Source organism: Pseudomonas sp. C32 (assembly GCF_030417915.1).
Taxonomy (GTDB): Bacteria; Pseudomonadota; Gammaproteobacteria; order Pseudomonadales; family Pseudomonadaceae; genus Aquipseudomonas.
Map to the genome: position 1 here is coordinate 1 of NZ_JAUHUK010000008.1, position 25313 is coordinate 25313.

Here is a 25313-nt window from a genome sequence, read left to right on the forward strand (position 1 = left end):
AGTGCTTAGCCGTTGGACCACTATCCTTTTGCGGCTTTCAGGCACTTCAAATCACTGAAATCCTTCCTCACGCCCTCAATCTTCGTCAGTAACCGCTGCCGTTGCGTCGGCGTGCTCTCAGCCATCAAATCGACGAACAGCGCTCTTGCCTGGGCTTCGGTGGTGGCAAAAGCCTCGCGGTAGGCCGGTGTCCACAAACGCTCGCGATCGACCAGAAGCGTCTCGATTCGTTGTGGGAATTCCGGACTTTGACGCTGCGCCACGGCGGCACTGAACTGTTTCTGCCAGTGGGCGCGGTTGGCGAGCCACTGAGTGTTCTGTTCGCCCAAGGCTTTAGACCATGCCGAGACACGCTGTTTCTGGCTTGGGGTGAGTGGTCCGAGCCAGTCGTTGAGGCGCTTTTCCATGCGCTCGGCACGGTCCTTGATTTGCTGGTCGAGGGGTGGTTTGAGGTACTGCTCCTGGCGTTTGCGCTGATCTTTGGCGAAGGCGTCGTTCATCTCCGCGACTTGCTTGTCATCCAGCCCTTGCAGCAGTTCGATGGCCGAAGGGGTGATTTGCCGGGCGCTCTCGGCGATCGCTTGCCGAGCTTCAACGGCTCGGGCTTGCAGTCCGGCATCGGTAACCTGGTTGGTCGCGATCATGGCTTGCAAACGGTCCAGCCAGTCCAGGTAGCCCGGCAGTTGAGTGGTGCAGTGCCAGCTCAAGTGCTCCTTCAACCGTTCGTCCAGCCAGCCTTTTTGCTCGCCGTTCATGTCCAGGTAATCGCTGAGCGTCCAGGGGATGATCACGTCGAGGTTGCGGTAAGCCAGGCCCATGCGACTGCAAGCGCCGAGCGAGAGAGCGACGGTGAGCGCAATCGCTATATGTGTGAGCCAGCGAGACATGGGCGAGTCCTTGCGAAAGCCTGCCTTCGGGGTCTGATTCTCATGTGAACGCAGCATGAGCCAGGCAGTTCAGCCGATCAATAGAACGTGTGCACGGCCTTGAGGGTGACCAGCCCGTCGCATTGACTGTTGTGACCGGAATAGGCCGAGCAATCGTTGCCCCGCAGGCTTGAGTCACTGTAGATCAGGTCCAGGTCGATGCCCATGAACGGACGGGACAATTTCAACGACCAATCGGTAAAACTGCCTACATAACCGCCGTCCACTGCGATCGGTGCGTTGAGCTGGTGGGTGGTGTATTTCATGCTCACGCCGATGCCGAAGGGTTGATTGCCGCTCAAGTCCGCGAAAAGGGTGTTGTTCTGTTTGTCCGGGTCATTGCTGAAAGCGACGCCGAAACGGCTGCCCAGCAAGGTCAGGCCTCCGAAAAACTCTTGGCTGTTCAGGGTTTCCACTTCGGGGTAGCTGTAGCGGATCATGCCGACTTCGTAACCCAGGGTTTGGTCGAAGGGCTGTTTAAAGCCTGCGTAGGAATCGATTTCGAGGTTATTGCCTGGGCTGATGCCCATGCTCGGCGACCATTGGCCCACGTAGAAGCCGCTGTCGTGGCTCAGGTCCAGGCCGCCATGGAACGAGCCGGCCGCGTTGGGTTTGACCAGTCCCTGGGCCATGCTGCGGGTGGGGCTGGTGCCAAGCTTGAGGTCGAAATTACCCAGTTCGCGCTGCAAGATTTGGCCGTGCGCCAGTGGGCATGCCAGCAGGCTGACGAACAATAGCGATAAACAGGATGATTTGAGCATGCGTCACTCCTTGAGCAGCGAGCGCCGACAATGAATCGGCTGAAACGCTTGATCCAGACGTGTGCAAGGATACCGGCGAATGATCGGCATCGAGGGCCGTTCGTCGATTTTTAAACGATTGATTGTAGGAAGGGACGATATTCGAGGGGTTCCAGTCCAAGCGCTTCGAGCTTCAAAGCGCTTGAGGACCAGGTGACGCGGGGGGTATTACTTTTTGCCCAAGGTGATCTGCTTGGACGGGCCGAATGTCTGGCCGCTGACGCCTTTGGCAATTTGCTGGATTTCACCGCCGGACTTGAGGAACGCAGCAATCTGGCTGTTGATCGATTCGCTGGTTTCGACGGCTGGAGCTGGCTTTGCTTTGCTGGTGGATGCTTTTACGCGCATGGCGGCCATTAACCTGTAGAAAATTAACTTGGCCATGCATCGTACAGGAAACAGCGGATAATTGCTTGGCGAATATCCCCTCGGAATACTCAGGGTGTGAGTGAAATCAATTGTCGGTGAATCTTCGAATTATTCTCCTAAGCCGCTGTTTTAACTAAAAAGATTGCAGGAAAAAATACGACGTCGCGCGAGCCAGGCGCTGGCATAAATGCCCCGAACGGTCTGACGAGCGGGCAGTCGCGCAGCGCGAGCCCCGAAAATTCAGGGCTTGCACAGGATTTTCTCGCGCCACCGGGCCGGGCACCGAACGCGACCGTTAAAACCGGGTAGAATGCCGCCCACGCAATGAGGGTATTGGACATGGCTTTAGTCGGGCGTTACAACAGTTTGCAAGTGGTTAAACACACTAACTTCGGTTTATATCTGGACGGCGGTGCGGATGGCGAAATCCTTCTGCCTAATCGTTATATTCCAAAAGATATTCCCAGCGAAGATGAAGACTGGCTCAACGTTTTTATTTATCTGGACAGCGATGACAAACTCATCGCAACGACGGAAAAACCGAAAGTTCAAGTCGGTGAATTCGCCAGTTTGAAAGTAGTTGAAGTCAACAGTATCGGTGTATTCCTGGATTGGGGACTGCCGAAGGATCTGTTGCTGCCGTATTCCGAAGAAAAGCGTCAAATGACGGCCGGCGAATATGTGGTGGTGCACGTCTACCTCGACAAGCACACTCGCCGCATCACCGCGACGGCACGTCTGGATCGCTATCTGGACAAGACCCCGGCCAATTACACCGCGGGCCAGGAAGTTGATTTGCTGGTTGCCGAAGCCACTGACATGGGCTTCAAGGCGATCATCAACAACAAGCACTGGGGCCTGATCCACAAGAACGAAATCTTCAAGTTCATGCGCGCAGGTAAAGAAGAGAAGGGTTTCATCAAGGAAGTGCGCACCGATGGCAAGATCAGCCTGAGCCTGCAACCGGTCGGCCAGGAGGCGGCGACCAGCCTGAACTCGAAGATCCTCGCCAAGTTGCGCGAAAACAATGGCAGCCTGGCGGTCAGCGACAAGAGTGATCCGGTATTGATCACCAGCCTGTTCGGTGTCAGCAAGGGCAACTTCAAAAAGGCCATTGGTGCGCTGTACAAGAATGGTCAGATCGTCATTCATGCCGATCGCATCGAACTAAGCTGATCCCCGTAGGAGCTGCCGCAGGCTGCGATCTTTTGATTTTGATGATTGAAAAGAAAAGATCGCAGCCGGCGACAGCTCCTACGGTTGGTATCCTTGATTGTTTACCCCGGAATCAGAAGGCCGGGGTTTTTGTTTTTACTGCCGAGTCTAAGCCATGGTTCGTGAAATCGAGGTGTTTAGGTGACTGCCACCCGGCGTAGCGCCGATGGCTTTGCCCTGCAAGTGATGGTCGGGTTGTGCCTGGTCTGGGGCGTTCAGCAGGTGATGATCAAGTGGGCCGCGCCGGACATTGCACCGGTGATGCAGGCGGCAGCGCGGTCAGGCATGTCCGCTTTGCTCGTAGGATTATTGATCTGCTGGAAAGGCGGCTGGGATCAGGTTCCTTCTACCTGGCGCGGTGGGCTGTTGGCCGGCGCGTTGTTTGGTGTCGAATTCTTCTTCATTTCCGAAGGCCTGCAACTCACCACCGCGGCACACATGTCGGTGTTTCTCTACACCGCGCCGATCTTTACCGCATTGGGCGTGCATTGGTTGCTGCCCAGTGAGCGTTTGAGACCCCTGCAATGGTTGGGGATCATCTTCGCGTTCATCGGGATCGCCATCGCGTTTGCCGGTGGTGTCTCCTGGGACAATCTTGATCGCCGCATGTTGATGGGGGATGCGCTGGGCGTGCTCGCCGGTGCCGCCTGGGGTGCCACAACGGTGGTGGTGCGTGCTTCACGGCTGTCGGAAGCGCCCGTCACGTTGACGCTGTTCTATCAATTGATCGTCGGCTTCGTCGGGTTGTTGTTGATTGCTCTGCTCAGCGGGCAAATCACCCACGTCAACCTGACCACCGTGGCGGTGGCCAGTGTGCTGTTTCAGGGCGTCGTGGTGTCGTTCTTCAGTTACCTGGTCTGGTTCTGGCTGTTGCGCCGTTACCTGGCGGCGAACCTTGCAGTGTTTTCGTTCATGACGCCGCTGTTTGGCGTCACGTTCGGCGTGGTGCTGCTGGGCGAAGAACTGAGCGTCAACTTCGTCGTCGGCGCGGTATTGGTGCTGTCGGGCATTACCTTTGTCAGTGCCGAGCAGTGGGTGCGCCGTCGTTTGCGCAAAGTCCTTGGGCAGCACTGACCTGAATGCGTGGATTGAACAACAGCAGGCAGTTTTTCCGCCGGCTTCGGCGCGGGCGCAGGCCATTGCCTGAACGCGGGATGATTGTGATGGATTCAGTAACAGATCATTGCGACATTGGCCGAGCATTGCTGGGGACTTCGGACTATTATCAGTGCAAAGGGGCTACAGAATTTTGGCCGCTCGGCACTACCCTGAAGGGGGCACCATGAAAGAGAAAATCCAAAACTGGCTGCACGACCTGGGTGTTGCACTCGGTCTGATCGAACCGCCTCTGCAACCTGTGCCTATTCGTACTGACGATGAGCAACGTCGGCGCCAGCAGCGACGCCGGTAACGGTTGACGTTATCTGGCTGTTTGGGGGGCTTGCTGTGGCGAGGGCGCTTGCTCCCGTTGGACCGCGAAGCGGTCCCAAGTACCACTGAGTTGCATCAGGCTTCATCACTCGATCGCTGATTTCGACGGCAGCGCCGTCGAGCGGGAATGTCACAAAGGGCAGTGCGTGCGACTCAGTCTCAATACTGCCCAATTTCCATCAAGAACCAGCTTAAATCACTCGCCGTCCTGGCAGTCTTGAGCATTCGGTCTTCTTCGGCGGTAAACGCCGTCAAATCCAGCTCATCCTCCAGACGGAAGATCAGCTCTTCCATATCTTCTTTATCCAGTCCCAACTTCGCCAGACTGGCGTTGTCGTCAAAGTCTTGCTGATTTTCCAGCAGGCGGTTGATGTGGCGACGCACGACGACAAGGACGCTGGCTCTGTTCATGAGGACTCTTCGGTATTCTCCCTGTCGTGAGTACAGCAGGCTTTAGATGCGAGTGGGTTTCGCCAGACGAAAAAAAACGGGTGTGGCAACCGACGCCACACCCGTCGAAGAAAGCATCAAGTTGTTATGTTCAGCTTAGGCGAGGCTCGCCACTGCGGCCGGGCGACGGGACATCAGGCTGACGACCACGAAGCTCACCAGACCTACACCGAGGCTGTAGTAGATCGGGGTGTTGGCATCCAGGCCGTCCTTGAACATGAACAGCAGCGCAGTCGCGAAACCCATGCCCATGCTGGCGATGGCGCCGGCAGTGGTAGCGCGTTTCCAGAAGATGGCGCCCATCAGCGGGATCAGCATGCCGCCGACCAGCAGGTTGTAGGCCAGGGTCAGGGCGCTGATCACGTCGTTCACGATCAGGGCGATGCCGAGTACCACGATGCCGGTCAACAGGGTGAACAGGCGGTTCATCGCCAGGCTCGACTGTTTACCGCCACGCAGTTTCGGCAGCAGGTCTTCGGTCAGGGTGGTGGCAGCGGCGAGCAGGCCGGCGCTGGCGGTGGACATCATGGCGGCCAGTGCGGCAGCGATCACCAGGCCACGGATACCGTCCGGCAAGGACAGTTTGACGATAGCGGCGAAGGCGTTGTTGACGTTGTCCAGGTCCGGGATCAGTACGTGTGCAGCCATGCCGATCAAGGCGCAAGCCAGGCCGTAGAGGATGCAGTAGATACCGGCAGCGGTACCGGCAACCTGAGCCACTTTGGCGGTCTTGACGGTGAACACCCGTTGCCAGATGTCCTGACCGATCAGGATGCCGAAGAAGTAGATCATGAAGTAGGTGATGATGGTGTCCCAGCCGATGGTGGTGAAGCTGAAGCTCGCCGCCGGCAGTTTCAACACCAACTCATCCCAACCGCCGACGCGGTACAGGCAGATTGGCAACAGGATGAACATCAGGCCGACAGTCTTGATCACGAACTGAACGATGTCGGTCAGGGTCAGGGACCACATGCCGCCGATGGCCGAGTAAATCACCACGACGCCGCCACCCAGCACGACCGAGATCCAGAACGGCAGGCCGAACAGCACTTGCAGCACAGTGCCGATTGCCAGAATCGACGTCACGCCGATCATCAGCGCGTAGGCCAGCATGATCACCGCGCTCGCCGAGCGGGCCATCGGGTTGTAGCGTTTCTCCAGCACCTGGGTAACGGTGTAGATCTTCAGCTTGAGCAGCGGTTTGGCGAGGAACAGGTTCAGCGCCACGATCCCGCAACCGAGGGCCGCGCACAGCCAGAAACCGGAGATGCCATGGACGTAACCCAGACGCACGGTGCCGACAGTGGACGCGCCGCCCAGAACGGTGGCGGCCATGGTGCCCATGTAGAGGCTCGGACCGAGGTTACGACCGGCGACCAAAAAGTCTTCGTTGGTCTTGGCCTTGCGCATGCCGTAGTAGCCGAGTATCAGCATCGCGGCGGCGTAGATGAGTACGACGAATAAATCCAAAGCCATGATGGCGTGTCTCCGATTGTCTTTTTTATGGTGAAACAAAGTTGCGTTATGGCTATGGGGTAGTTTTTGTGGCGAGGGAGCTTGCTCCCTCGCCACAGAGGTCACCTCATGGCCCTGTCTTCAAAAAATCAGGCGGCTTGGTGCATCGCCGGTTTAGCGAGCGAATCCGTGCTCTTGCTGCGTGGGTCATTCGGGCCAAACACCGCGCTCGATTCCGGGAACAGACTCAGCAGCGCCAGGTACACCAGCGAGGCCAGGCCCAGGGTCACCGGCAGGCTGATGTCGATACCACCGGCCATTTCGCCCAGCGGACCGACGAACTGCCCCGGCAGATTCACGAAGCACAGGCCGACGGCCGCGCTCGGGATCCAGGCACCCAGGCCGCGCCAGTTCCAGCCGTGGGTGAACCAGTAGCGGCCACCTTTTTCGCCACGGGTGAACACTTGCAAGTCATCCGGGCAGTAGAAGCCGCGACGTACCAGCAGGCCGATGATCATGATCACCATCCATGGGGTGGTGCAGGTGATGATCAGCACGGCGAAGGTCGACACGCTCTGCACCAGGTTGGCCGCGAAGCGTCCGATGAAGATGAAGGCAATCGACATCACACCGATCAGCAGCGTGGCTTTGACTCGCGACAGGACCCGTGGGAACACGCTGGACATGTCCAGCCCGGTGCCGTACAGCGAAGTGGTGCCGGTGGACATGCCGCCGATCACTGCAATCAGGCACACCGGCAGGAAGAACCAGCTCGGCGAAACTGCTAGCAGACCGCCGACGTAGTTGTTCGCTGCGATGTAGTCCGGTGCCTTGACCGCTACGATGGTGGCGGTGACCAGGCCGAACAGGAACGGGATCAGCGTGGCCAATTGCGCAGCGATCACCGACACCATGATCCGGCCTTTCGGCGTTTCCCGCGGGATGTAACGCGACCAGTCGCCGAGGAATGCACCGAAGGAAATCGGGTTGCTCATGGCCACCAGCGCGGCGCCGATAAACGCAGCCCAGAAACCCGCCTGGCCCATGGCGACGGTGCCGGCGTACTGGCTGTCGAATGCAGGGGCGAAAGCGAAAACACCCAGCAGGAACAGCAGGCTCGCCGCCCACACCGCGATGCGGTTGACCCACAACATGAAGCGGAAGCCATAGATGCAGACGGTCAGCACCAGCAGCGCGAACAAACCGTAGGCCAGGCCCAGGGTCAGATCGGTTTCCGGCAGATCGATCAGGCGTTTGGCGCCGCCTACCAATGCATCTCCCGAACTCCAGACGGAGAGCGAGAAGAACGCGATGGCGGTCAACAGCGACAGGAAGGAGCCGACGATACGCCCGTGCACACCGAAGTGTGCGCCGGAAGACACGGCGTTGTTGGTGCCATTGATCGGCCCGAACAGGCCCATCGGCGCCAGGATCAGCGCACCGAGCACCACGCCCAGCACAATCGCCCAGACCCCAGCCTGGAATGAAAGGCCGAACAGCACCGGGAAACTGCCGAGCACGGCGGTGGCAAAGGTGTTGGCGCCGCCGAAGATCAGGCGAAACAAATCGCTGGGACGGGCGGTACGCTCATGGTCCGGGATCTGTTCGACCCCGTTTGTTTCAATGCGGCTAAGGCTTTTTTCTTTGTTGTTGTTATTCATGATCTGCTCCGATCATAAAGGCGCGCTCATCGTGTGTGAGCGTCACCTGTTTGGCTAAGGGGGTGGCAGCCCTTCCGGCATGGCGGACAAATGTTCGTGGCAGGCCAGCCATAGGCCTTGTTGTTCTTGGCCAGACGCTTGTTTCTTGAAAACAATCGTCTCGCGCTCCTGGCTAAAGTGCTGCTCCCCTTGCATGCGCAGCTCGGTGGCCACGTCATGGATGAAAATCGCCACGTCACCCTGGAGGCTGACGAAAGCGTTGCTTGAGGTGCACGAAAGCACCTCGAAGCCATCCTCGGAGCGCCAGCCGTCCCACATCGCCTGATAGGCGTCGCGCGACAGCAGGGGCTGTTCGAGGGTGTAGAAGACGAAGCTGGCATCGGCGCTGAACGCGCCGAAGTAGGCTTCGCGATCGTTACGGGAAAACGCCGACACCAGATCGGCGGCGGCTTTCAAAACCTGATCACGTTCGGTCATGACCCTTCCTCAGCGGTGGACTACGCCAGGCAGTACGCAGAGCATTTCGTACAGCAGGTTGGCGGCCAGCAGCGAGGTGTTGCCGGTGGTGTCATAAGCGGGCGAGACTTCTACCAGATCGCAACCGACCAGGTCGAGGCCCTGGCAGCCACGAACGATCTCAATGGCCTGAATGGTCGTCAGCCCACCGATTTCCGGGGTGCCGGTGCCAGGCGCCCAGGCCGGGTCGATGCCGTCGATGTCGAAGCTCAGGTACACCGGGCCGCCGCCGACTTTCTCGCGGACTTCAGCCATCAGTGGCGCCAGGGATTTGTGCCAGCACTCTTCGGCCTGAACCACACGGAAACCCTGGTTGCGGCTCCAGTTGAAGTCGTCGGCGGTGTAACCCTGGGCGCGCAGGCCGATCTGCACGACACGGTCCGGATCCAGCAGGCCTTCTTCGACGGCGCGGCGGAAGGTGGTGCCGTGGGCGATTTTCTCGCCGAACATGTGATCGTTCACATCGGCGTGAGCGTCGATGTGCACCAGGCCGACCTTGCCGTGCTTTTTATGGATGGCACGCAGGATCGGCAGGGTGATGGTGTGGTCGCCGCCGAGGGTCAGCGGGATCACGTCGTGTTCGAGGATGTTGTCGTAGGATTCTTCGATGATCCGTACGGCATCCAGTAAGTTGAAGGTGTTGATAGCGATGTCGCCGATGTCGGCAACCGACAGCGAGTCAAACGGGGCAGCGCCGGTGGCCATGTTGTACGGGCGGATCATCACCGACTCGGCGCGGATTTCGCGAGGTCCGAAACGGGTGCCGGGGCGCAGCGAAGTACCGATGTCCAGTGGCACGCCTACGAAGGCAGCGTCCAGACCGGCAGCGGTGTTCAAGTGGGGGAGTCGCATCATGGTGGCGATGCCGCCGAAGCGCGGCATTTCGTTGCCGCCCAGTGGTTGGTGAAGAATCTTGTCCACGGGTAGGGCCTCATCGTCGTTGTTTTATTTATTGGTTGCGCCGTTCACGGAAGGTACGGGCACCGATTTGTGCGGATTCTGCGAAATGTAGTGGCTGGGAAGAATCGCTACGGGCAAATACTTAGTTCAGATTTTTCTAAACTAATGCTGAGTGCCGGGATAGACTTCTCGGCTTGAGTGATGCGCTGTCCGGACGGACTCATCGCCAGCAAGCCGGCTCCTACAGGTCGGCGTCGCCCTAAGGTATTGGTTAATTCTGTAGGCGCCGGCTTGCTGGCGATGGGTTGCGCAGCAACCGTCTATCAGACATCGCTGACTCACTGAACACGCTACGGAGCCACCGATGGCCAACGCTTTACCCGACCTCAAACTATTGCGCATCTTCGTCAGCGTGGTACGCCATCAGGGGTTCGCCAATGCCCAGCATGAGCTCAACCTCTCGACATCGGCGATCAGCACCTACATGAGCCAGCTCGAATCGGCCCTCGGCCTGGTGCTCTGCCATCGTGGGCGTGGCGGTTTCAGCCTGACCAGCAAGGGTGAGCTGTTCCATCAGGAGACCCTGCGTCTGCTGGGTGAACTCGAAGGCTTCGAGCAGTACGCCGCCGCCCTCAAGGGCGAGTTGCGCGGGACGTTGAACCTCGGCGTGATCGACTCGACCGTCAGCGATAAAGCCTTGCCGTTCGCCGAAGCCATCGGCGCCTACAGCCAGGAACACCCGGCCGTGCACCTGCACCTGTCGGTCATGAGCCCATACGAATTGCAGCTGGGCGTGCAGGACAACCGACTCGACCTGGCCATCGGTGCGTTCTCCACCCGCATGAGCGGACTGGTGTACATGCCGCTCTACCGCGAGCAACATTGGCTGTATTGCAGCACGCGGCATCCGCTGTTTAACGAGCGGCGCATTCCCGAGCAGGTCATCACTCAGCAGCGCATGGTCGGTCGCGGTTACTGGAGCCAGGCCGAACTGGCGCGCCACGGCTTCAAGCACAGTGCTGCGACGGTGGAAAGCATGGAGGCCCAGTTGATTCTGGTGCTGTCCGGCGCCTATATCGGTTACTTGCCGGAGCACTACGCCCAGGCCTGGGCCGACAAGGGTGATTTGCGCGTGTTGTTGCCGGCGACGTTCGGCTATCAGGCGCCATTTTCGATGATCGTGCGCCGGGGGCGTAGCCGGGAGCCGCTGATCCAGACCTTCCGCGATTTGCTTAAAGCTCAACTGAATCAGGCCTGAAAACGATGTCCAGAATCCAATGCCCGCGCTGCCTGCGTCCGCAAACCCACTGCCTGTGCCCGTTGATTCCGAGCCTCGACAGCCGCACCCGGGTGCTGCTGTTGCAGCATCCGAGTGAAGTCAATCATGCCTTGAACACGGCACGTCTGGCCGCGCTGGGTTTGAATCGTGCCGAGTTGATCGTGGGGGAGGTGTTCGAGGATTTGTCGGCGCTGTTGAATCAGCCGGGGTATCGGGCACGGTTGCTGTTTCCGGGCGAGGACGCTCAACCGATGCAGGCTTACGCTGACAGTGAAGAGCCGTTGCTGCTGGTGGTCCCCGACGGCACTTGGCGCAAGGCGCGCAAGATGCTGCACCTCAATCCGCTGTTGGCGGCGTTGCCGAGGGTGACGCTGGCGGAAGGGGGGGTGTCCCGTTATCGGCTGCGCAAGGCACCGGGACCAGGGGCGTTGTCGACGGTGGAGGCGATTGTGCAGGCGTTGGAAGCCCTCGAAGCACCGACCACGTTTGCACCGTTGTTGAAACCGTTCGAGGCGTTGATCGAGGGGCAGATTGCGGCGATGGGGGAGGAGGTTTACCGCAAGAATCACAAGCAATGAAGTTCTTTGTGGAGCGGGAGCAAGCTCCCTCGCCACAACAGCCCTGCAACTCAGGCCTACCTTTCCCGCATCGCCTCAGTCCGCGCCTTCAGCACCGGTTTGAGCAAGTAGTCGAGCACCGTTTTCTCCCCGGTAATAATGTCTACCGTCGCCACCATCCCCGGAATGATCAGCAGCGGTTTCACGTCCCCGCCCAAGTGGTTTTTATCGGTGCGCACCTGGATCAGGTAGAAGCTGTTGCCCTTGTCATCGGTGATGGTATCGGCGCCGATCAGCTCCAGTTTGGCGCTCAAGCCGCCGTAGATCGTGTAATCGTAGGCACTGAACTTGACCATGGCTTTCTGGCCCGGGTGCAGGAATGCCACGTCCTGTGGCCGCACTTTGGCCTCGATCAGCAAGTTGTCTTCCAGTGGCACGATTTCCACCATGTCGCTGCCCGGCTGGACCACACCGCCGATGGTATTGACCTTCAGCAGTTTGATAATGCCCTTGACCGGTGAGGTCACCGTGGTGCGGGTCACGCGGTCGTCGATGGCGATGCTCGTGGCCGTGATTTTCGACAGGTCGGTGCGTTTCTCGTTCAGCTCCTTGGCCGCTTCCGAGCGGAAGGTTTGTTCCGACTCGTCGATCTTGCTGCGGATCTCGGCAATCGCCGACTCCGCACGGGGGATGGCCAGGGTGGTCGCGTTCAGCGAACCGCGAATCTCCACGGCGCTGCGCTTGAGTCGCAGGATTTCCACGGGTGAAACGGCACCGGTCTTGACCAGTGGTTCGGACATGTTCATCTCTTGATTGACCAGCGCCAGGCTTGAACTGTATTGCCCTGCCTTGGAACGGAACTCCGCGAGTTCCTGGGTTTTCTGCCGCAGTTGTTCGCTCAAGGTGCGCTGCTCACTGGCCAGTCGGCGTTGCCGTTGTTCGTACAGCGAGCGCTCGTCTTCGGCCACTTGCGGGGCCTTGGCGATCACTTCTGCCGACAGCAGGAACGGCCGGCCTTCGGCTTCCGCTGACAAGCGTTCGACCTGTGCGGTCAGGGCATAACGATCGACTTCGCTTTCGCCCTTGTTCGACAGGTAGCGCGTGTCATCCAGGCGCAGCAGGGTGTCGCCCTTGTTCACCATTTGCCCTTCGCGCACGAATATTTCGCTGACGATCCCGCCTTCAAGGTTCTGGATGACCTGGACTTTGCTCGACGGGATCGCCTTGCCTTCGCCCATGGTCACTTCCTGGAGCACGGCGAATTTAGCCCAGAGCACGGCGCTGACAACCAACCCGGCCGCGAGCCATACGGTGATCCGCGACCAGCGCGGCGAGTCTTGCAGTGCGGCGCCGGCGGTTTCCGGCATGAACTCTGTTTCGGCGCTTTTGTTGAAACTGTCGAAGTAGCCGCGATCGTTCGACGGTACAGGCTGATCAGCAGACATGGGCGACTCCTAGGCAGCCGCAGAGCCGACGCGGCCCTTGCGCAGTGCATCGATGACCGCTTCTTTCGGACCGTCAGCGACGATCCGCCCGTTGTCCAGGACGACCAGCCGATCCACCAGGCTGAGCATTGATGTGCGGTGAGTCACCAACAAGACGGTTTTACCCTGGACCAGGCTATGGAGTTTTTGCCGAAGAATGTCTTCACTGGTGTTGTCCATGGCGCTAGTGGGTTCGTCGAGCAGCATGATCGGCGGGTCGAGCAGCAATGCCCGAGCGAGCAACACGGCCTGGCGTTGACCGCCGGACAACAGTTGCCCACGTTCGCCCACAGGCCGGTCGAAACCTTGGGGATGCTGGCGGGCCAGTTCGGTGACACCGGTGAGTTCCGCCACTTCCAGCATGCGGGCGTCGCTGATATAGCGCGCGCCGAGGGTCAGGTTGTCACGCAGGCTGCCGGCCAGCAGTGGCAGGTCGTGGGCGACGTAACCGATTTGATGGCGCAGGTCGGCGACGTCCAGTTGCCGCAGGTCCAGGCCATCGAGCAGCAGTTGGCCTTCTGCCGGTTCGTAGAAACCCATCACCAGACGCGCCAGGGTGCTTTTGCCCGAACCGCTGCGGCCGATGATGCCGATGCGTTCACCGGGTTTGACGCTGAAACTGACATTGTTCAGCGCCGGGGCGCTTTGGCCGTTGTAGTGGAAGGTTACGCCCACGACATCCAGCCCCCCTTTCAGTTGGGTGCGCTCAAGTGGCCGTTGCCGGGCATCGCGCTCCTGAGGCAGGCCCATCAGCGCGTCAGTGCTTTTCATGGTCAGTTGCGCTTGTTGGTAGCGAGTGATCAGGCCGGCGATCTGCCCCAGTGGCGCGAGCACCCGACTGCCCAGCATGTAGGTCGCCACCAGTGCGCCCACGCTGAGGTTGCCGGCGATGATGCTGTAGACCCCGGCAATGATGGTTGCCATGCCGGAGACCTGCTGGATGAACAGCGTGCCGTTGGTGGCCATGGCAGAGAGATTGCGCGCATGGCTGTCGAGGCGGGTGAGGGCGCCGTGGGTGCTTTCCCATCGGTGCTGGCGCTCGCTTTCGGCGCTGCAGGCCTTGAGGGTTTCCAGGCCGCTGAGGGTTTCGATCAGCAAGGCCTGGCGCTCGGCGCCCAGGCTCAGGCTTTTCTGCACGGTGTCGCGCAGCCGTACCTGAATCACCATGGCGAAGATAATGGTGATGGGAAACGCCAGCACCGGAATCACCACCAGCCAACCGCCGAGCAGACCGATCACCACCAGCATCAGCAAGGCGAAGGGCAGGTCGATCAGGCTGGTCAGTGTCACGGCGGTGAGAAACTCACGCAGGCCCTGGAAGTCATGAATGCTTTGGGCAAATCCGCCGATGGTCGCCGGCCGTGCTTTCATCGACATGCCGGTGATGCGTTCGAACAGCGTCGCGGACAGGATGACGTCGGTTTTCTTGCCGGCGGTATCGAGCAAGTGCGCCCGCACTACCCGCAACACCAGTTCGAAACCGGTGCCGATCAGCAGGCCGATCGACAGCACCCACAGGGTCGAGGTGGCCTGGTTCGGCACCACGCGGTCGTAGGTCTGCATCACGAACAGCGGCACCATCAAGCCCAGCAGGTTGATCAGGAAACTCGCCAGAATCGCGTCGCTGTATAGCCATTTCGACAGTTTCAGGGTGTCGCGAAACCAAGCTTGCACCCGCGGTACCAGTGGCGAACGCAGGTCTTCAAGTTCATGCCGAGGACGGGCAAACAAGGCCTGTCCGGCGTAATGTTCCTCCAGCTCTTCAGGGCTGATCCATTGTTCTCCGCCGTCAGCTTCGCTGGGCAGAATCAGCACCCGACCGTCCTCAGCATAACGACGCAGGACGGCCGTGCGGCCATTGTTGAGCAACAGCATCACGGGCAGGTTGAGCGGGGAGATGTCTTTGAGGTCGCGGCGCAGCAAGCGTGCCTGTAAACCGGCGCGGGCCGCAGCGCGCGGCAGCAGGTCCAGGCTCAGGCGTTGGTGTGCCATTGGCAACCCGGCACTGAGGCTGGCACGACTGACCGTCGCACCGTGGAGTTTGCAGAGGATCAACAGACCGTCCAAAAGCGGGTCATCGAAACTCAGGCGCGGATCGACACCAGTATTGCCGGGTTCCATGCTGGTCAAATTGATCGCTCCGGTTGCACTACAACAATTGGCATCGACACGCTGAACTGCAGGAGCTATCGAAGGCTCGGGCCGCGGTCGATCGATCTTGTGAATAGACAAGATCAAAAGATCGCAGCCTTCGGCAGCGCCTACAAGTTACTTCAGTTCAGGCAAACGGGCTTCGCTCTTCACTTCGGTCTGGGCAACGGCGTCGGCAGGCAACACTACGTGCTGTTTGCTGAGCAACTGACCCATGTTCGCCAGCACGCGGTACATCGAGAACTCCTCGGTGTAGCGCACTTCAGTGTAGCGACGGTTGGCGTTGTAGAGCTCGTTTTCACTGTCGAGCAAGTCGAGCAAGGTGCGTTGGCCGAGGCCGAACTGATCCTGGTAAGCCATGCGTACGCGCTTACTGGTGTCGGCGTATTCGCGGGCGGTCGGGGTTTGTTTCTTGGCATTGACCATGGCGTTCCAGGCCAGGTGAATGTTTTCGTTGAGCTGGCGCAGGGCGTTGTTACGGATGTCCATCGCCTGATTGATCTTGTGCGCGTCGGAGGCCAGGCGAGCCTTGTCGCTGCCACCACGGAACAGGTTGTAGTTCATCACCACGCCGACACGCCATTCGTTGTCATGGCCTTCATCGCCCTGAATGTTGTTGTTCGCACCCACCGCAGCCTCGGCATCGAAGCGTGGGTAGAACGGCGACTTGGCGACTTCGTATTGACTCTCGGCCGATTGCACGTCGGCCTGGGCGGATTTCAGGTAAGGGTTGTTTTCCATCATGCTTTGCTGCGCTTCAGACAGGCCAGTGGGTACTTCGCCACGAATCGATGGCGGGGCTTCCAGCTCATCGGGCAAGCGCCCTACAACGGCGTAGAAGTTCGACTCGGCATCGGCCAGATCGACTTCGGCGGTGTCGAGGTTGTTTTCCGCCAGTGCCCGGCGAGCAGTGGACTGGTCGGCGTCGGCGGTACTGCCAATGCCGCGCTGGGTGCGCAGGCCGATCTGGTCGTTGACCCGCAAGTGCGCTTGCAGGTTGTTCTTGGCCAGGGTCACCAGTTCACGGCGCTTGAGTACTTCGAGGTAAACCTCGGTGGTGCGCAGCGCCAGATCCTGGGCGGTGCCCTGAGCGTAATAGGCTCGGGAGTTGACCACGCCTTTGGTGCGCTCGACTTCATTAGAGGTGTTGAACCCGTCGAAGAGCATTTGCCGCAGGCGCAGCTCCGACTGGGTGTAGTTGAGGATTTCGGTGTGGTGATCGCCAAATGCCCGGGTACTGGTGTTGTCGCTGTATCCGCGCCCGTACGCAGCATTTAGATCAACCGATGGGTAAAAGCCCCCTTTGGCGACTTTCACGTCTTCATCGGCCGACAGTCGGCTGTCTACCCTCGATGCCAGTTCCGGGTGGGTCGCGATGGTGCTCTGGATCGCATCGGTCAGCGACATCGCATGAGCTTGGGATGAGCAGGCCATCGCCAGAAGAATCGCACTGCAGAGGGGGGTTAGTTGGCGCATGGGTGCATCTCCCTGAATCCTGATGGTACTTATTAGTCGCCAATTATTTGACGACATTTATAGGCAAAACCGTTTCATGCTTGTAACAACAGAGCTAAGAACATTTTCGAGTTTAGCTAAGAAATTTTTTTCATAGCGGTTATTCCAAAAAAAACTTATGCACCTCGCCAAATCCAGCACATTGTTCACACCGGAAGCCCTTGAATTACGAGCTGTAGGGCGCTCGTCGAGGACTTTTAAAAAGTTCCAATCCACTTATCGACATAGGGCAGGGAAGTGCAGGAAGGGAGGGGAGCGAACGATTTTATGGCGACGGTTTTTTGTCACTCTGTTGTTTCAAGATCGTTACGCATCACTCACAGGCAAGTTGTTGCGGAACAGGGATGCGATGCCATTGATTGCATAGGATTTTTCCCGAACCGAAAACATTGCGGTGAGTGAAATGGCAGGTCGAGATTGTCGCCGGGGCTATGACGTACGTCATGTAACTGGCACCCGGCAGACAATCCGGCAGGCTACCCGCTCGAGCCACTAGCACGTTCTTCGCTCAAACCAAGGTGCCGACAGCGGTTGGCAGCGGAGGAAGTACACATGGCTACGCAAATCGGCACCGTCAGTCAGGTCATCGGTCAAGTCTTCGTTCAATCGAGCGACGGCACGCGCCGCGCTGTGGTCGAGGGCGATCGTTTGTTTGCCGGAGAACAATTGTCCACGGGCGCGGAAGGCGCGGTGGCGGTCCGTCTGCAAAATGGCCAGGAGCTGACGCTTGGGCGCGACAGCAGTCAGCAACTGACGACTCAGATGCTCGAGAAGCAGATCCCCCATGTCGAAATCGCTGAAGCAGCGACGCCGAGCCAGGCACAGCTGAGCGATGTCGAACAGCTGCAAAAAGCAATTGCGGCCGGCGACGACCCGACCCAAACCGCTGAAGCCACCGCTGCCGGTCCAACGACTACGACTGCAACGGGTGGTGCGCCGGGTGGCGGTCACAGTTTTGTCATGCTCGAAGAAGTGGGTGGACGGGTCGATCCCATCATCGGTTTCCCCACTGCCGGTTTCAACGGTATTCCGGAATTCCCCGAAGAGCGTCTGAACGCTGCTCCGGAAGAAGTTGTGCCTGCCGATGCGCCAGTGATCGTGCCACCTAATAATCCGGTCACCCTTGATGGTCTATCGGTGACGGGCGGCGAGTTGACTGTCAACGAAGCCAATCTGGCCGACGGTTCCGCCGGGAACGCCGGTGCGTTGACGCAAAACGGCACGTTCACTGTTTCGGCACCCGATGGCTTGAGCAGTCTGAGTGTCGGCGGGATCAACGTGGTCAGCGGTGGTGTGGCCTCCGGCTTCCCGCAGTCGATCACCACGCTGCTGGGCAGCACCCTGACAATCACCGGATACAACCCCGCCACGGGCGTGGTCAGTTACAGCTATACCCTCAACGGCAGCGAAACCCATGCGAGCGTTGAGGGCGCCAATAGCGTCGGTGAACAATTCACCGTGGTGGCTGGCGACAGCAACGGGGACAGCGTCACCGGTTCCCTGGACATCAACATCACCGATGACGTGCCCAATGCGGTTAACGATGGCAATGGCACTGCCTCGGAAACCCAGCTGACCCTCAACGGCAACGTGTTGACCAACGACGTGCAAGGCGCCGACCGAATTGCTGTTGGAGAGAATTCCGGCCCGATCACCCCCGGCACGTTTACCGGTACTTACGGCACGTTGGTACTGAACGCCAACGGCACGTACACCTACACCCTCAATACCACTGATGCGGATTTCAAAGCCCTGCATGGCGGTGGCAACGGCACGGAAACGTTCACCTATACGCTGACGGACGCCGATGGCGATACCAGCACCGCGAACCTGGTCCTGCAGATCCAGAACAACGATGACCCGATCACGATTGGTGGGTTAAGCGTCAACGGTGGCGAGCTCACCGTCTTCGAGAAAAACCTCAGCGACGGCAGTGATGCGAACAACTCGGCACTGACCCAGAGCGGCACCTTCACCATCACCGCGCCGGACGGCGTGCAAACCCTGACCTTTGGCGGTATCGCCGTGGTTACTGATGGCGTGGCTGCTGGTTTCCCACAATCGGTTGCTACACCGTTGGGCAGTATATTGACCGTCACCGGGTTCGATGCCACGACAGGCGTCGTCAGTTACAGCTACACCTTGGTCGATAACGAAACGCACCCTGATGCGGGTGGCGCCAACTCACTGGGTGAGCAGTTTGCTGTCACGGTGGTCGATGACAATGGCACCACGGCCAATGCCACGTTCGACGTCAGCATCATCGACGACCTGCCGCAAGGCGTGAATGACTCCAACGCCGGCACTGCCTCGGAAACTCTGCTGACCCTCAATGGCAATGTATTAACCAATGATGTGCAAGGCGCTGACCGCGTATCGGTTGGCGAAAATACCGGCCCGATCACTGCCGGTGTTTTCATCGGTACTTACGGCACGTTGGTACTGAACGCCAACGGCACGTATAGCTACTCCCTGGACACCACGGATGCCGACTTCAAAGCCCTGACCGGCGGAGGCAACGGCACCGAAACCTTCACCTACACCATCACCGATGCGGACGGCGATACCAGCACTGCGAACCTGGTGCTGCAGATTCACAACAATGACGATGGGGTGACCATCGATGGCCTCAACGTCAACGGTGGTGAACTCAGCGTCTACGAGAAAAACCTCAGCGATGGCAGCGATGCGAACAACACAGCTCTGACCCAGAGCGGCACGTTCACCATTACCGCGTTGGACGGTGTGCAAACCCTCACCGTGGGCGGTATTGCCGTGGTTACCAACGGCGCAAGCGCAGGCTTTCCGCAATCGGTCACCACGCCGTTGGGCAGTACACTGACCATCACCGGATTCGATGCCACAACCGGCGTCGTCAGTTACAGCTACACCCTGGTCGATAACGAAACGCACCCTAACGCGAGTGGCGCCAACTCACTGCCCGAGCAGTTTGCGGTCACGGTGGTCGATGACAATGGCACCACGGCCAATGCCACGCTCGACGTCAACATCATTGATGACTTGCCGCAAGGCGTGGACGACACCAACGCTGGCACGGCCTCGGAAACCAATCTGACGCTGAGCGGCAATGTTCTCGGTAACGACGTGCAGGGCGCCGACCGCGTACCGGTTGGTGAAAGTGCCGGCCCGATCACTGCCGGTAACTTCACCGGCACTTACGGCACGTTGGCCCTGAACGCCAACGGTACGTACACCTACACCCTTACGACCACGGATGCGGATTTCAAAGCGCTGCATGGCGGTGGCAATGGCACCGAAACCTTCACCTACACCATCACCGATGCGGACGGCGATACCAGCACTGCGAACCTGGTGTTGCAGATTCACAACAATGACGATGGAGTGACCATCGATGGCCTCAACGTCAAGGGTGGTGAGCTGACTGTCTACGAGAAAAACCTCGTCGACGGCAGCGATGCGAGCAACACAGCACTGACCCAGAGCGGCACCTTCACCATCACCGCGCTGGACGGCGTGCAAACCCTCACCGTGGGCGGTATCGCCGTCGTCACCAACGGCGTGGCTGCTGGTTTCCCGCAATCTACCGGCACACCTCTGGGCAGCACGCTGACCATCACCGGGTTCAACGCCACAACCGGTGTTGTCAGTTACAGCTACACCCTGGTCGATAACGAAGCGCACCCTAATGCGGGTGGCGCCAACTCACTGCCTGAGCAGTTTGCTGTCACGGTGGTCGATGACAACGGCACCACCGCCAATGCCACACTCGACGTCAACATCATCGATGACTTGCCGCAAGGCGTGGACGACACCAACGCTGGCACGGCCTCGGAAACCAATCTGACGCTGAGCGGCAATGTTCTCGGTAACGATGTGCAGGGCGCCGACCGCGTCCCAACCGGCCCCAACGCTGGCCCGATCACTGCCGGTAACTTCACCGGCACTTACGGCACGTTGGCCCTGAACGCCAACGGTACGTATACCTACACCCTCACGACCACGGATGCGGATTTCAAAGCGCTGCATGGTGGTGGCAACGGCACCGAAACCTTCACCTACACCATCACCGATGCGGACGGCGATACCAGCACTGCGAACCTGGTGCTGCAGATCCACAACAATGACGATGGAGTGACCATCGATGGCCTCAACGTCAAGGGTGGTGAGCTGACTGTCTACGAGAAAAATCTCGTCGACGGCAGCGATGCGAGCAACACAGCACTGACCCAGAGCGGCACCTTCACCATCACCGCGCTGGACGGCGTGCAAACCCTTACCGTGGGCGGTATCGCGGTCGTCAGCAACGGCGTGGCGGCTGGTTTCCCGCAATCTATCGGCACCCCGCTGGGCAGCACGCTGACCATCACCGGGTTCAACGCCACAACCGGTGTCGTCAGTTACAGCTACACCCTGGTCGATAACGAAGCGCACCCTAATGCGAGTGGCGCCAACTCACTGCCTGAGCAGTTCGCTGTCACGGTGGTCGATGACAACGGCAGCACCGCTAATGCCACACTCGACGTCAACATCATTGATGACTTGCCGCAAGGCGTGGACGACACCAACGCTGGCACGGCCTCGGAAACCAATCTGACGCTGAGCGGCAATGTTCTCGGTAACGATGTGCAGGGCGCCGACCGCATCCCAACCGGCCCCAACGCGGGCCCGATTACTGGCGGTAACTTCACCGGCACTTACGGCACGTTGACCCTGAACGCCAACGGTACGTACACCTACACCCTCACGACCACGGATGCGGATTTCAAAGCGCTGCATGGCGGGGGCAACGGCACCGAAACCTTCACCTACACCATCACCGATGCGGACGGCGATACCAGCACTGCGAACCTGGTGCTGCAGATCCACAACAATGACGATGGGGTGACCATCAATGGCCTCAACGTCAACGGTGGTGAGCTCACCGTCTACGAGAAAAACCTCGTCGACGGCAGCGATGCGAACAACTCGGCGCTGACCAAGAGCGGCACGTTCACCATCACCGCGCTGGACGGCGTGCAAACCCTTACCGTGGGCGGTATCGCGGTCGTCAGCAACGGCGTGGTGGCTGGTTTCCCGCAATCTACCGGCACACCGCTGGGCAGCACGCTGACCATCACCGGGTTCAACGCCACAACCGGTGTCGTCAGTTACAGCTACACCCTGGTCGATAACGAAGCGCACCCTAATGCGAGTGGCGCCAACTCACTGCCTGAGCAGTTTGCTGTCACGGTGGTCGATGACAACGGCACCACCGCCAATGCCACACTCGACGTCAACATCATCGATGACTTGCCGACCGCCAAATTGGACACCAGCTCGGTGGTGGAGGGCGGTACGGTCAACATCAGTGTGTTGGGCAACGATGTCTTCGGGGCGGATGGCGCGGCGGTAAGCGGTGTGGTGGTCGGCGTACGCGCTGGCAGCAACATCGCGACTTCAGCCATCGGCGGCCTCAACAGCAACATCATCGGCAACTACGGCTACCTGACGCTGGATGCGGCGGGCAACGCGATCTATCACAGCAACCCGAACACGGTGGGCCCGGCGGGTGCCACTGACACGTTCACCTACACCATCCGCGACAGCGATGGCGACGAAAGCACCACGACCATCACCATCAGCGTTGCCGACGGCAACCTCATCGCCAGTGTGGATCGGGATGTAACGGTCTACGAAAAAGCCCTCGACCTGAGCCAGGGCGGCCTGGATCTGGCCCCTGGTACGGTCACCGGCAGCGACCCGACGCACACCGGCGAAACCGCCACCGGCACGTTGGTCGGTTCGGTCTCCGGTGGCAACGGTGCGCTCACCTACAGCCTGGTCGGCAACGCCACCGGTTTGTACGGACAGATCGAAATCCACGCCGATGGCACTTACACCTACACCCTGACCTCGGCGCCAAAAACCACGCCGAATATCAACGACGGAGTGACCACCCTTACCCCGAACGAGACCTTCACCTACAAAGCCACCGATGCGCTGGGTAACAGCACCACCAGCACCATCGTCATCAGTGTTGTCGATGACATACCCAAAGCGGTGGCGTCGGAGCGTTCGGTGTCGGCGATGGAAATCGATTCGAACCTGCTGATCGTGCTCGACGTCTCCGGCAGTATGGGCGATGCCTCCGGCGTACCGGGTCTGACGCGACTGGCATTGGCCAAGAATGCGATCAGTGCTTTGCTGGACAAGTACGATGCCCTTGGCGACGTCAAGGTGCACCTGGTCACCTTCAGCAGCGGCGCCAACGACAGCTCGGGCGTATGGGTTGACATAGCGACGGCCAAGTCCTTGCTTGCCAGCCTCACATCGGGCGGCACCACCAACTACGACGCCGCCGTAGCCATGTTGAAAACCGCGTTCGTCACCACGGGCAAACTCACCGGGGCGCAGAATATCGGCTATTTCTTCTCGGACGGTAAACCTACCGATGGCCAGGAAATTGGCACCGCAGATGAGGCCTCGTTGAAAGCGTTCTTCGAGGCCAACGACATCAAGAACTACGCGATCGGCCTTGGCAGCGGTGTGAGCAATGCCAACCTCGATCCTTTGTCCTACGACGGCATCAGCAATACCAACACCAACGCGGTGGTGGTCACCGATCTCAACCAGCTCGACTCGGTGCTCACCGGCACCGTGCAGGGTGCGCCGGTTACCGGTTCCCTGCTGGGCGTGGGTGGCACATTCGGCGCCGATGGCGGTTTCATCAAGTCCATCGTCGTGGACGGCACCACTTACACCTATGATCCAAAAGCACTCGGCGGCCAGGGTTCGCTGACCCCAAGCGGCGGCACCAACGCTGGCACCTTCAACACCGCGAATAACACCCTGAGCATCGCCACCAGCAAAAACGGCATCTTGGTGGTCAACCTCGACACCGGCGACTACATCTATACGTCGCAGAAAATCACCACCGTGGTGGTCACCGAGAACATCGGTTTCACCGTCAGCGACAACGACGGCGACCTGGCCAGCTCGACGCTGACGGTCAAGGTCATTCCGAATACGGCGCCGGTGGCGGGAGCTGATCACATCATCACCAACGTGTTCTCGGAAAACATCGTGGTGCCGGGCGAACTGCTACTAGGCAATGACATCGACGCGAACGGCGATGCGCTCAGCGCTACGCCAACCACATTCAAGACGGGTTGGAAGCTCACCGGCTCCGGTGCGATCAATTTCGACGGCGAGAACGATATCGTCGCCAATCAGAGCCTGGCCAACGTACGCAGCTCGTTTCTCACTAAAACCGGGACCATGACGGCTTTACTGGTGATCAGCGGCTATCTTGGGGCGGTGACCAACGACAATGCCAACGATGTAGACCTGATTACCGTCAAACTGAATCAGGGTGAGACCCTTAACCTGAATCATGATTTGGCGGCTGGTCGAATTAAAATGGAGTACTCGCTCAACGACGGCGCGTTCACAGCTATCAACGATGGCGGTGACATCATTGCTGGCGTTGACGGCACGTATCAGATCCGCGTGACCAACATCACGAACTCCTCCGGTAGCCAAAACACTCGAGATCGGGCGGAAGACTATAACCTCACCATGACGCTCAGCTACAACGGATCGCATGAGGTCATCCCGGACTTCGATGGCACCTACACCGCCAACGATAACCACGGCGGCAGCGGCACGGGCAACGTGACCATCAGCTACCAAGCCGGTCACACCCTCACCGGTACAGAACTTAACGACGTGCTGGTTGCCGGCGACGGCAACAACCTCCTCAATGCTGGCGACGGCAACGACGTGCTCACCGCAGGCTCAGGCAACAACGAAATGCATGGCGGCGCAGGCGATGACTTGCTCTACAGCGGTCCAGGCGCTGATGTGCTCGACGGCGGCACCGGCATCGATACCGCGAGCTACGCCCACGCCACGGCCGGGGTCACCGTTAATCTGGGCACCCTTGTCGGGCAAAACACGTTTGGCGCCGGGACGGATACCCTGACCAGCATCGAAAACCTCATCGGTTCGAACTTCAACGACAACCTGACCGGCGATAACAACAGCAACGTCATCACCGGAGGCCTGGGTAACGACGTGCTCAAAGGCGAGGGCGGCGACGACCTCTTGATAGGCGGTATGGGCAACAACACTCTCTCCGGGGGCGCAGGCACCGACACCTTCCAATGGCTCAACGGCAATAGCGGTCACGACCTCATCACCGACTTTACCCCCGGCACCGACAAGCTCGACCTGTCGCAACTGCTGCAAGGTGAAAACAGCACCACGGCGTCGCTCGACGACTACTTGCACTTCACCGTCACCGGCAGCGGTGCTTCACTCCTCACCAGCATCAACGTCAGTGCCACGGCCGGTGCGATACCGAACCAGACCATCGACCTGGCGGGCGTGGACCTTGCCGACCACTACGGCGTAACACCGGGGGCCGGAGGACTGGTAGGGGGGGCAGACACGGCGACCATCATCAACGGCATGCTCAACGACCATACCTTGAAGGTGGATACCGTGTGACCTGAGGACCTGGGGGAGCGAGCCTGCTCGCGATGGCGTGGATCATTCAACATGGATTTTGAATGTGAAACCGCTATCGCGCGCAGGCTCGTTTCTTTATGGATTCAGCTCATCTCAAGGCCCAGTTCCTCG

General features: G+C 59.4%; 17 protein-coding genes. 6 read left to right on the forward strand and 11 right to left on the reverse strand.

Annotation, left to right across the window (positions count from 1 at the left end; all coding sequences use genetic code 11):
- Positions 1-20: 20 nt before the first annotated feature.
- From QYH43_RS10800 to QYH43_RS10810, 3 genes are all read right to left on the reverse strand, one after another.
- Positions 21-887, reverse strand: coding sequence for a DUF6279 family lipoprotein (locus QYH43_RS10800; protein WP_301157036.1), 867 nt, complete (start codon positions 885-887; stop codon positions 21-23).
- 77 nt (positions 888-964) lie between these two features.
- Entirely contained in the window at positions 965-1687 is a 723-nt protein-coding gene (locus tag QYH43_RS10805; RefSeq protein ID WP_095152159.1) for a TorF family putative porin, read from the reverse strand.
- Positions 1688-1894: 207 nt separating this feature from the next.
- Positions 1895-2083, reverse strand: a complete 189-nt coding sequence (locus tag QYH43_RS10810) for a hypothetical protein (RefSeq protein WP_015096330.1) — start codon at positions 2081-2083, stop codon at positions 1895-1897.
- A gap of 351 nt (positions 2084-2434) precedes the next feature.
- Between QYH43_RS10810 and QYH43_RS10815 the strand changes: the two genes are divergently transcribed.
- The 3 genes from QYH43_RS10815 to QYH43_RS10825 all read left to right on the forward strand — a co-directional run bounded on the left by QYH43_RS10815 (position 2435) and on the right by QYH43_RS10825 (position 4721).
- Entirely contained in the window at positions 2435-3271 is an 837-nt protein-coding gene (locus tag QYH43_RS10815; RefSeq protein ID WP_095058953.1) for a S1-like domain-containing RNA-binding protein, read from the forward strand.
- A 180-nt stretch (positions 3272-3451) separates the two neighbouring features.
- A complete protein-coding gene (locus QYH43_RS10820; RefSeq protein WP_095152158.1) occupies positions 3452-4384 on the forward strand; it encodes a DMT family transporter in 933 nt (310 codons plus the stop codon).
- A gap of 208 nt (positions 4385-4592) precedes the next feature.
- A complete protein-coding gene (locus QYH43_RS10825) occupies positions 4593-4721 on the forward strand; it encodes a PA1414 family protein (RefSeq protein WP_007914492.1) in 129 nt (42 codons plus the stop codon).
- Positions 4722-4900: 179 nt separating this feature from the next.
- Here QYH43_RS10825 and QYH43_RS10830 read toward each other — a convergent pair whose 3' ends face one another.
- The 5 genes from QYH43_RS10830 to speB all read right to left on the reverse strand — a co-directional run bounded on the left by QYH43_RS10830 (position 4901) and on the right by speB (position 9744).
- Entirely contained in the window at positions 4901-5152 is a 252-nt protein-coding gene (locus QYH43_RS10830; protein WP_095058955.1) for a phosphopantetheine-containing protein, read from the reverse strand.
- Positions 5153-5287: 135 nt separating this feature from the next.
- Positions 5288-6667 (reverse strand): sodium:solute symporter, encoded by a 1380-nt coding sequence (locus tag QYH43_RS10835; protein ID WP_301157037.1) that lies wholly within the window; start codon positions 6665-6667, stop codon positions 5288-5290.
- Between the two features lie 128 nt (positions 6668-6795).
- The gene (locus QYH43_RS10840) at positions 6796-8307 is read right to left on the reverse strand and encodes a cytosine permease (RefSeq protein WP_095058957.1); all 1512 of its coding nucleotides are present in this window, start codon (positions 8305-8307) and stop codon (positions 6796-6798) included.
- Between the two features lie 54 nt (positions 8308-8361).
- Positions 8362-8784 carry a nuclear transport factor 2 family protein gene (locus tag QYH43_RS10845; protein WP_095058958.1) on the reverse strand — a complete coding sequence of 141 codons (423 nt, stop codon included), beginning with the start codon at positions 8782-8784 and terminating at the stop codon, positions 8362-8364.
- Between the two features lie 9 nt (positions 8785-8793).
- Positions 8794-9744 carry an agmatinase gene (speB, locus tag QYH43_RS10850; protein ID WP_047532133.1) on the reverse strand — a complete coding sequence of 317 codons (951 nt, stop codon included), beginning with the start codon at positions 9742-9744 and terminating at the stop codon, positions 8794-8796.
- A 343-nt stretch (positions 9745-10087) separates the two neighbouring features.
- Between speB and QYH43_RS10855 the strand changes: the two genes are divergently transcribed.
- Together QYH43_RS10855 and QYH43_RS10860 are read left to right on the forward strand one after the other, a co-directional pair.
- Complete coding sequence (locus QYH43_RS10855) at positions 10088-10981, forward strand: LysR family transcriptional regulator (RefSeq protein WP_053156392.1); 894 nt, start codon at positions 10088-10090, stop codon at positions 10979-10981.
- Between the two features lie 5 nt (positions 10982-10986).
- Positions 10987-11580 carry a tRNA-uridine aminocarboxypropyltransferase gene (locus QYH43_RS10860; RefSeq protein WP_095058959.1) on the forward strand — a complete coding sequence of 198 codons (594 nt, stop codon included), beginning with the start codon at positions 10987-10989 and terminating at the stop codon, positions 11578-11580.
- 56 nt (positions 11581-11636) lie between these two features.
- Here the strand turns inward: QYH43_RS10860 and QYH43_RS10865 are convergent, their stop codons facing one another.
- The 3 genes from QYH43_RS10865 to QYH43_RS10875 all read right to left on the reverse strand — a co-directional run bounded on the left by QYH43_RS10865 (position 11637) and on the right by QYH43_RS10875 (position 16670).
- Positions 11637-13004: an HlyD family type I secretion periplasmic adaptor subunit gene (locus QYH43_RS10865; protein ID WP_095058960.1), complete on the reverse strand. Its 1368-nt coding sequence runs from the start codon at positions 13002-13004 to the stop codon at positions 11637-11639.
- Between the two features lie 9 nt (positions 13005-13013).
- Positions 13014-15173, reverse strand: coding sequence for a type I secretion system permease/ATPase (locus tag QYH43_RS10870; RefSeq protein ID WP_095058961.1), 2160 nt, complete (start codon positions 15171-15173; stop codon positions 13014-13016).
- 138 nt (positions 15174-15311) lie between these two features.
- A complete protein-coding gene (locus tag QYH43_RS10875) occupies positions 15312-16670 on the reverse strand; it encodes a TolC family outer membrane protein (RefSeq protein WP_301157038.1) in 1359 nt (452 codons plus the stop codon).
- A 591-nt stretch (positions 16671-17261) separates the two neighbouring features.
- On the opposite strand from QYH43_RS10875, the gene QYH43_RS10880 reads away from it, so the two are divergent.
- A complete protein-coding gene (locus QYH43_RS10880) occupies positions 17262-25181 on the forward strand; it encodes a retention module-containing protein (RefSeq protein WP_301157039.1) in 7920 nt (2639 codons plus the stop codon).
- Positions 25182-25313 lie beyond the last annotated feature (132 nt).

Coding starts and splice junctions, on each gene's coding strand:
- QYH43_RS10825 (WP_007914492.1), top strand. CDS start 4,593: ATGAAAGAGAAAATCCAAAACTGGCTGCACGACCTGGGTGTTGCACTC.
- QYH43_RS10815 (WP_095058953.1), top strand. CDS start 2,435: ATGGCTTTAGTCGGGCGTTACAACAGTTTGCAAGTGGTTAAACACACT.
- QYH43_RS10830 (WP_095058955.1), bottom strand. CDS start 5,152: ATGAACAGAGCCAGCGTCCTTGTCGTCGTGCGTCGCCACATCAACCGC.
- QYH43_RS10880 (WP_301157039.1), top strand. CDS start 17,262: ATGGCTACGCAAATCGGCACCGTCAGTCAGGTCATCGGTCAAGTCTTC.
- QYH43_RS10835 (WP_301157037.1), bottom strand. CDS start 6,667: ATGGCTTTGGATTTATTCGTCGTACTCATCTACGCCGCCGCGATGCTG.
- QYH43_RS10800 (WP_301157036.1), bottom strand. CDS start 887: ATGTCTCGCTGGCTCACACATATAGCGATTGCGCTCACCGTCGCTCTC.
- QYH43_RS10855 (WP_053156392.1), top strand. CDS start 10,088: ATGGCCAACGCTTTACCCGACCTCAAACTATTGCGCATCTTCGTCAGC.
- QYH43_RS10865 (WP_095058960.1), bottom strand. CDS start 13,004: ATGTCTGCTGATCAGCCTGTACCGTCGAACGATCGCGGCTACTTCGAC.
- QYH43_RS10875 (WP_301157038.1), bottom strand. CDS start 16,670: ATGCGCCAACTAACCCCCCTCTGCAGTGCGATTCTTCTGGCGATGGCC.
- QYH43_RS10860 (WP_095058959.1), top strand. CDS start 10,987: ATGTCCAGAATCCAATGCCCGCGCTGCCTGCGTCCGCAAACCCACTGC.
- QYH43_RS10810 (WP_015096330.1), bottom strand. CDS start 2,083: ATGGCCGCCATGCGCGTAAAAGCATCCACCAGCAAAGCAAAGCCAGCT.
- QYH43_RS10845 (WP_095058958.1), bottom strand. CDS start 8,784: ATGACCGAACGTGATCAGGTTTTGAAAGCCGCCGCCGATCTGGTGTCG.
- QYH43_RS10805 (WP_095152159.1), bottom strand. CDS start 1,687: ATGCTCAAATCATCCTGTTTATCGCTATTGTTCGTCAGCCTGCTGGCA.
- QYH43_RS10840 (WP_095058957.1), bottom strand. CDS start 8,307: ATGAATAACAACAACAAAGAAAAAAGCCTTAGCCGCATTGAAACAAAC.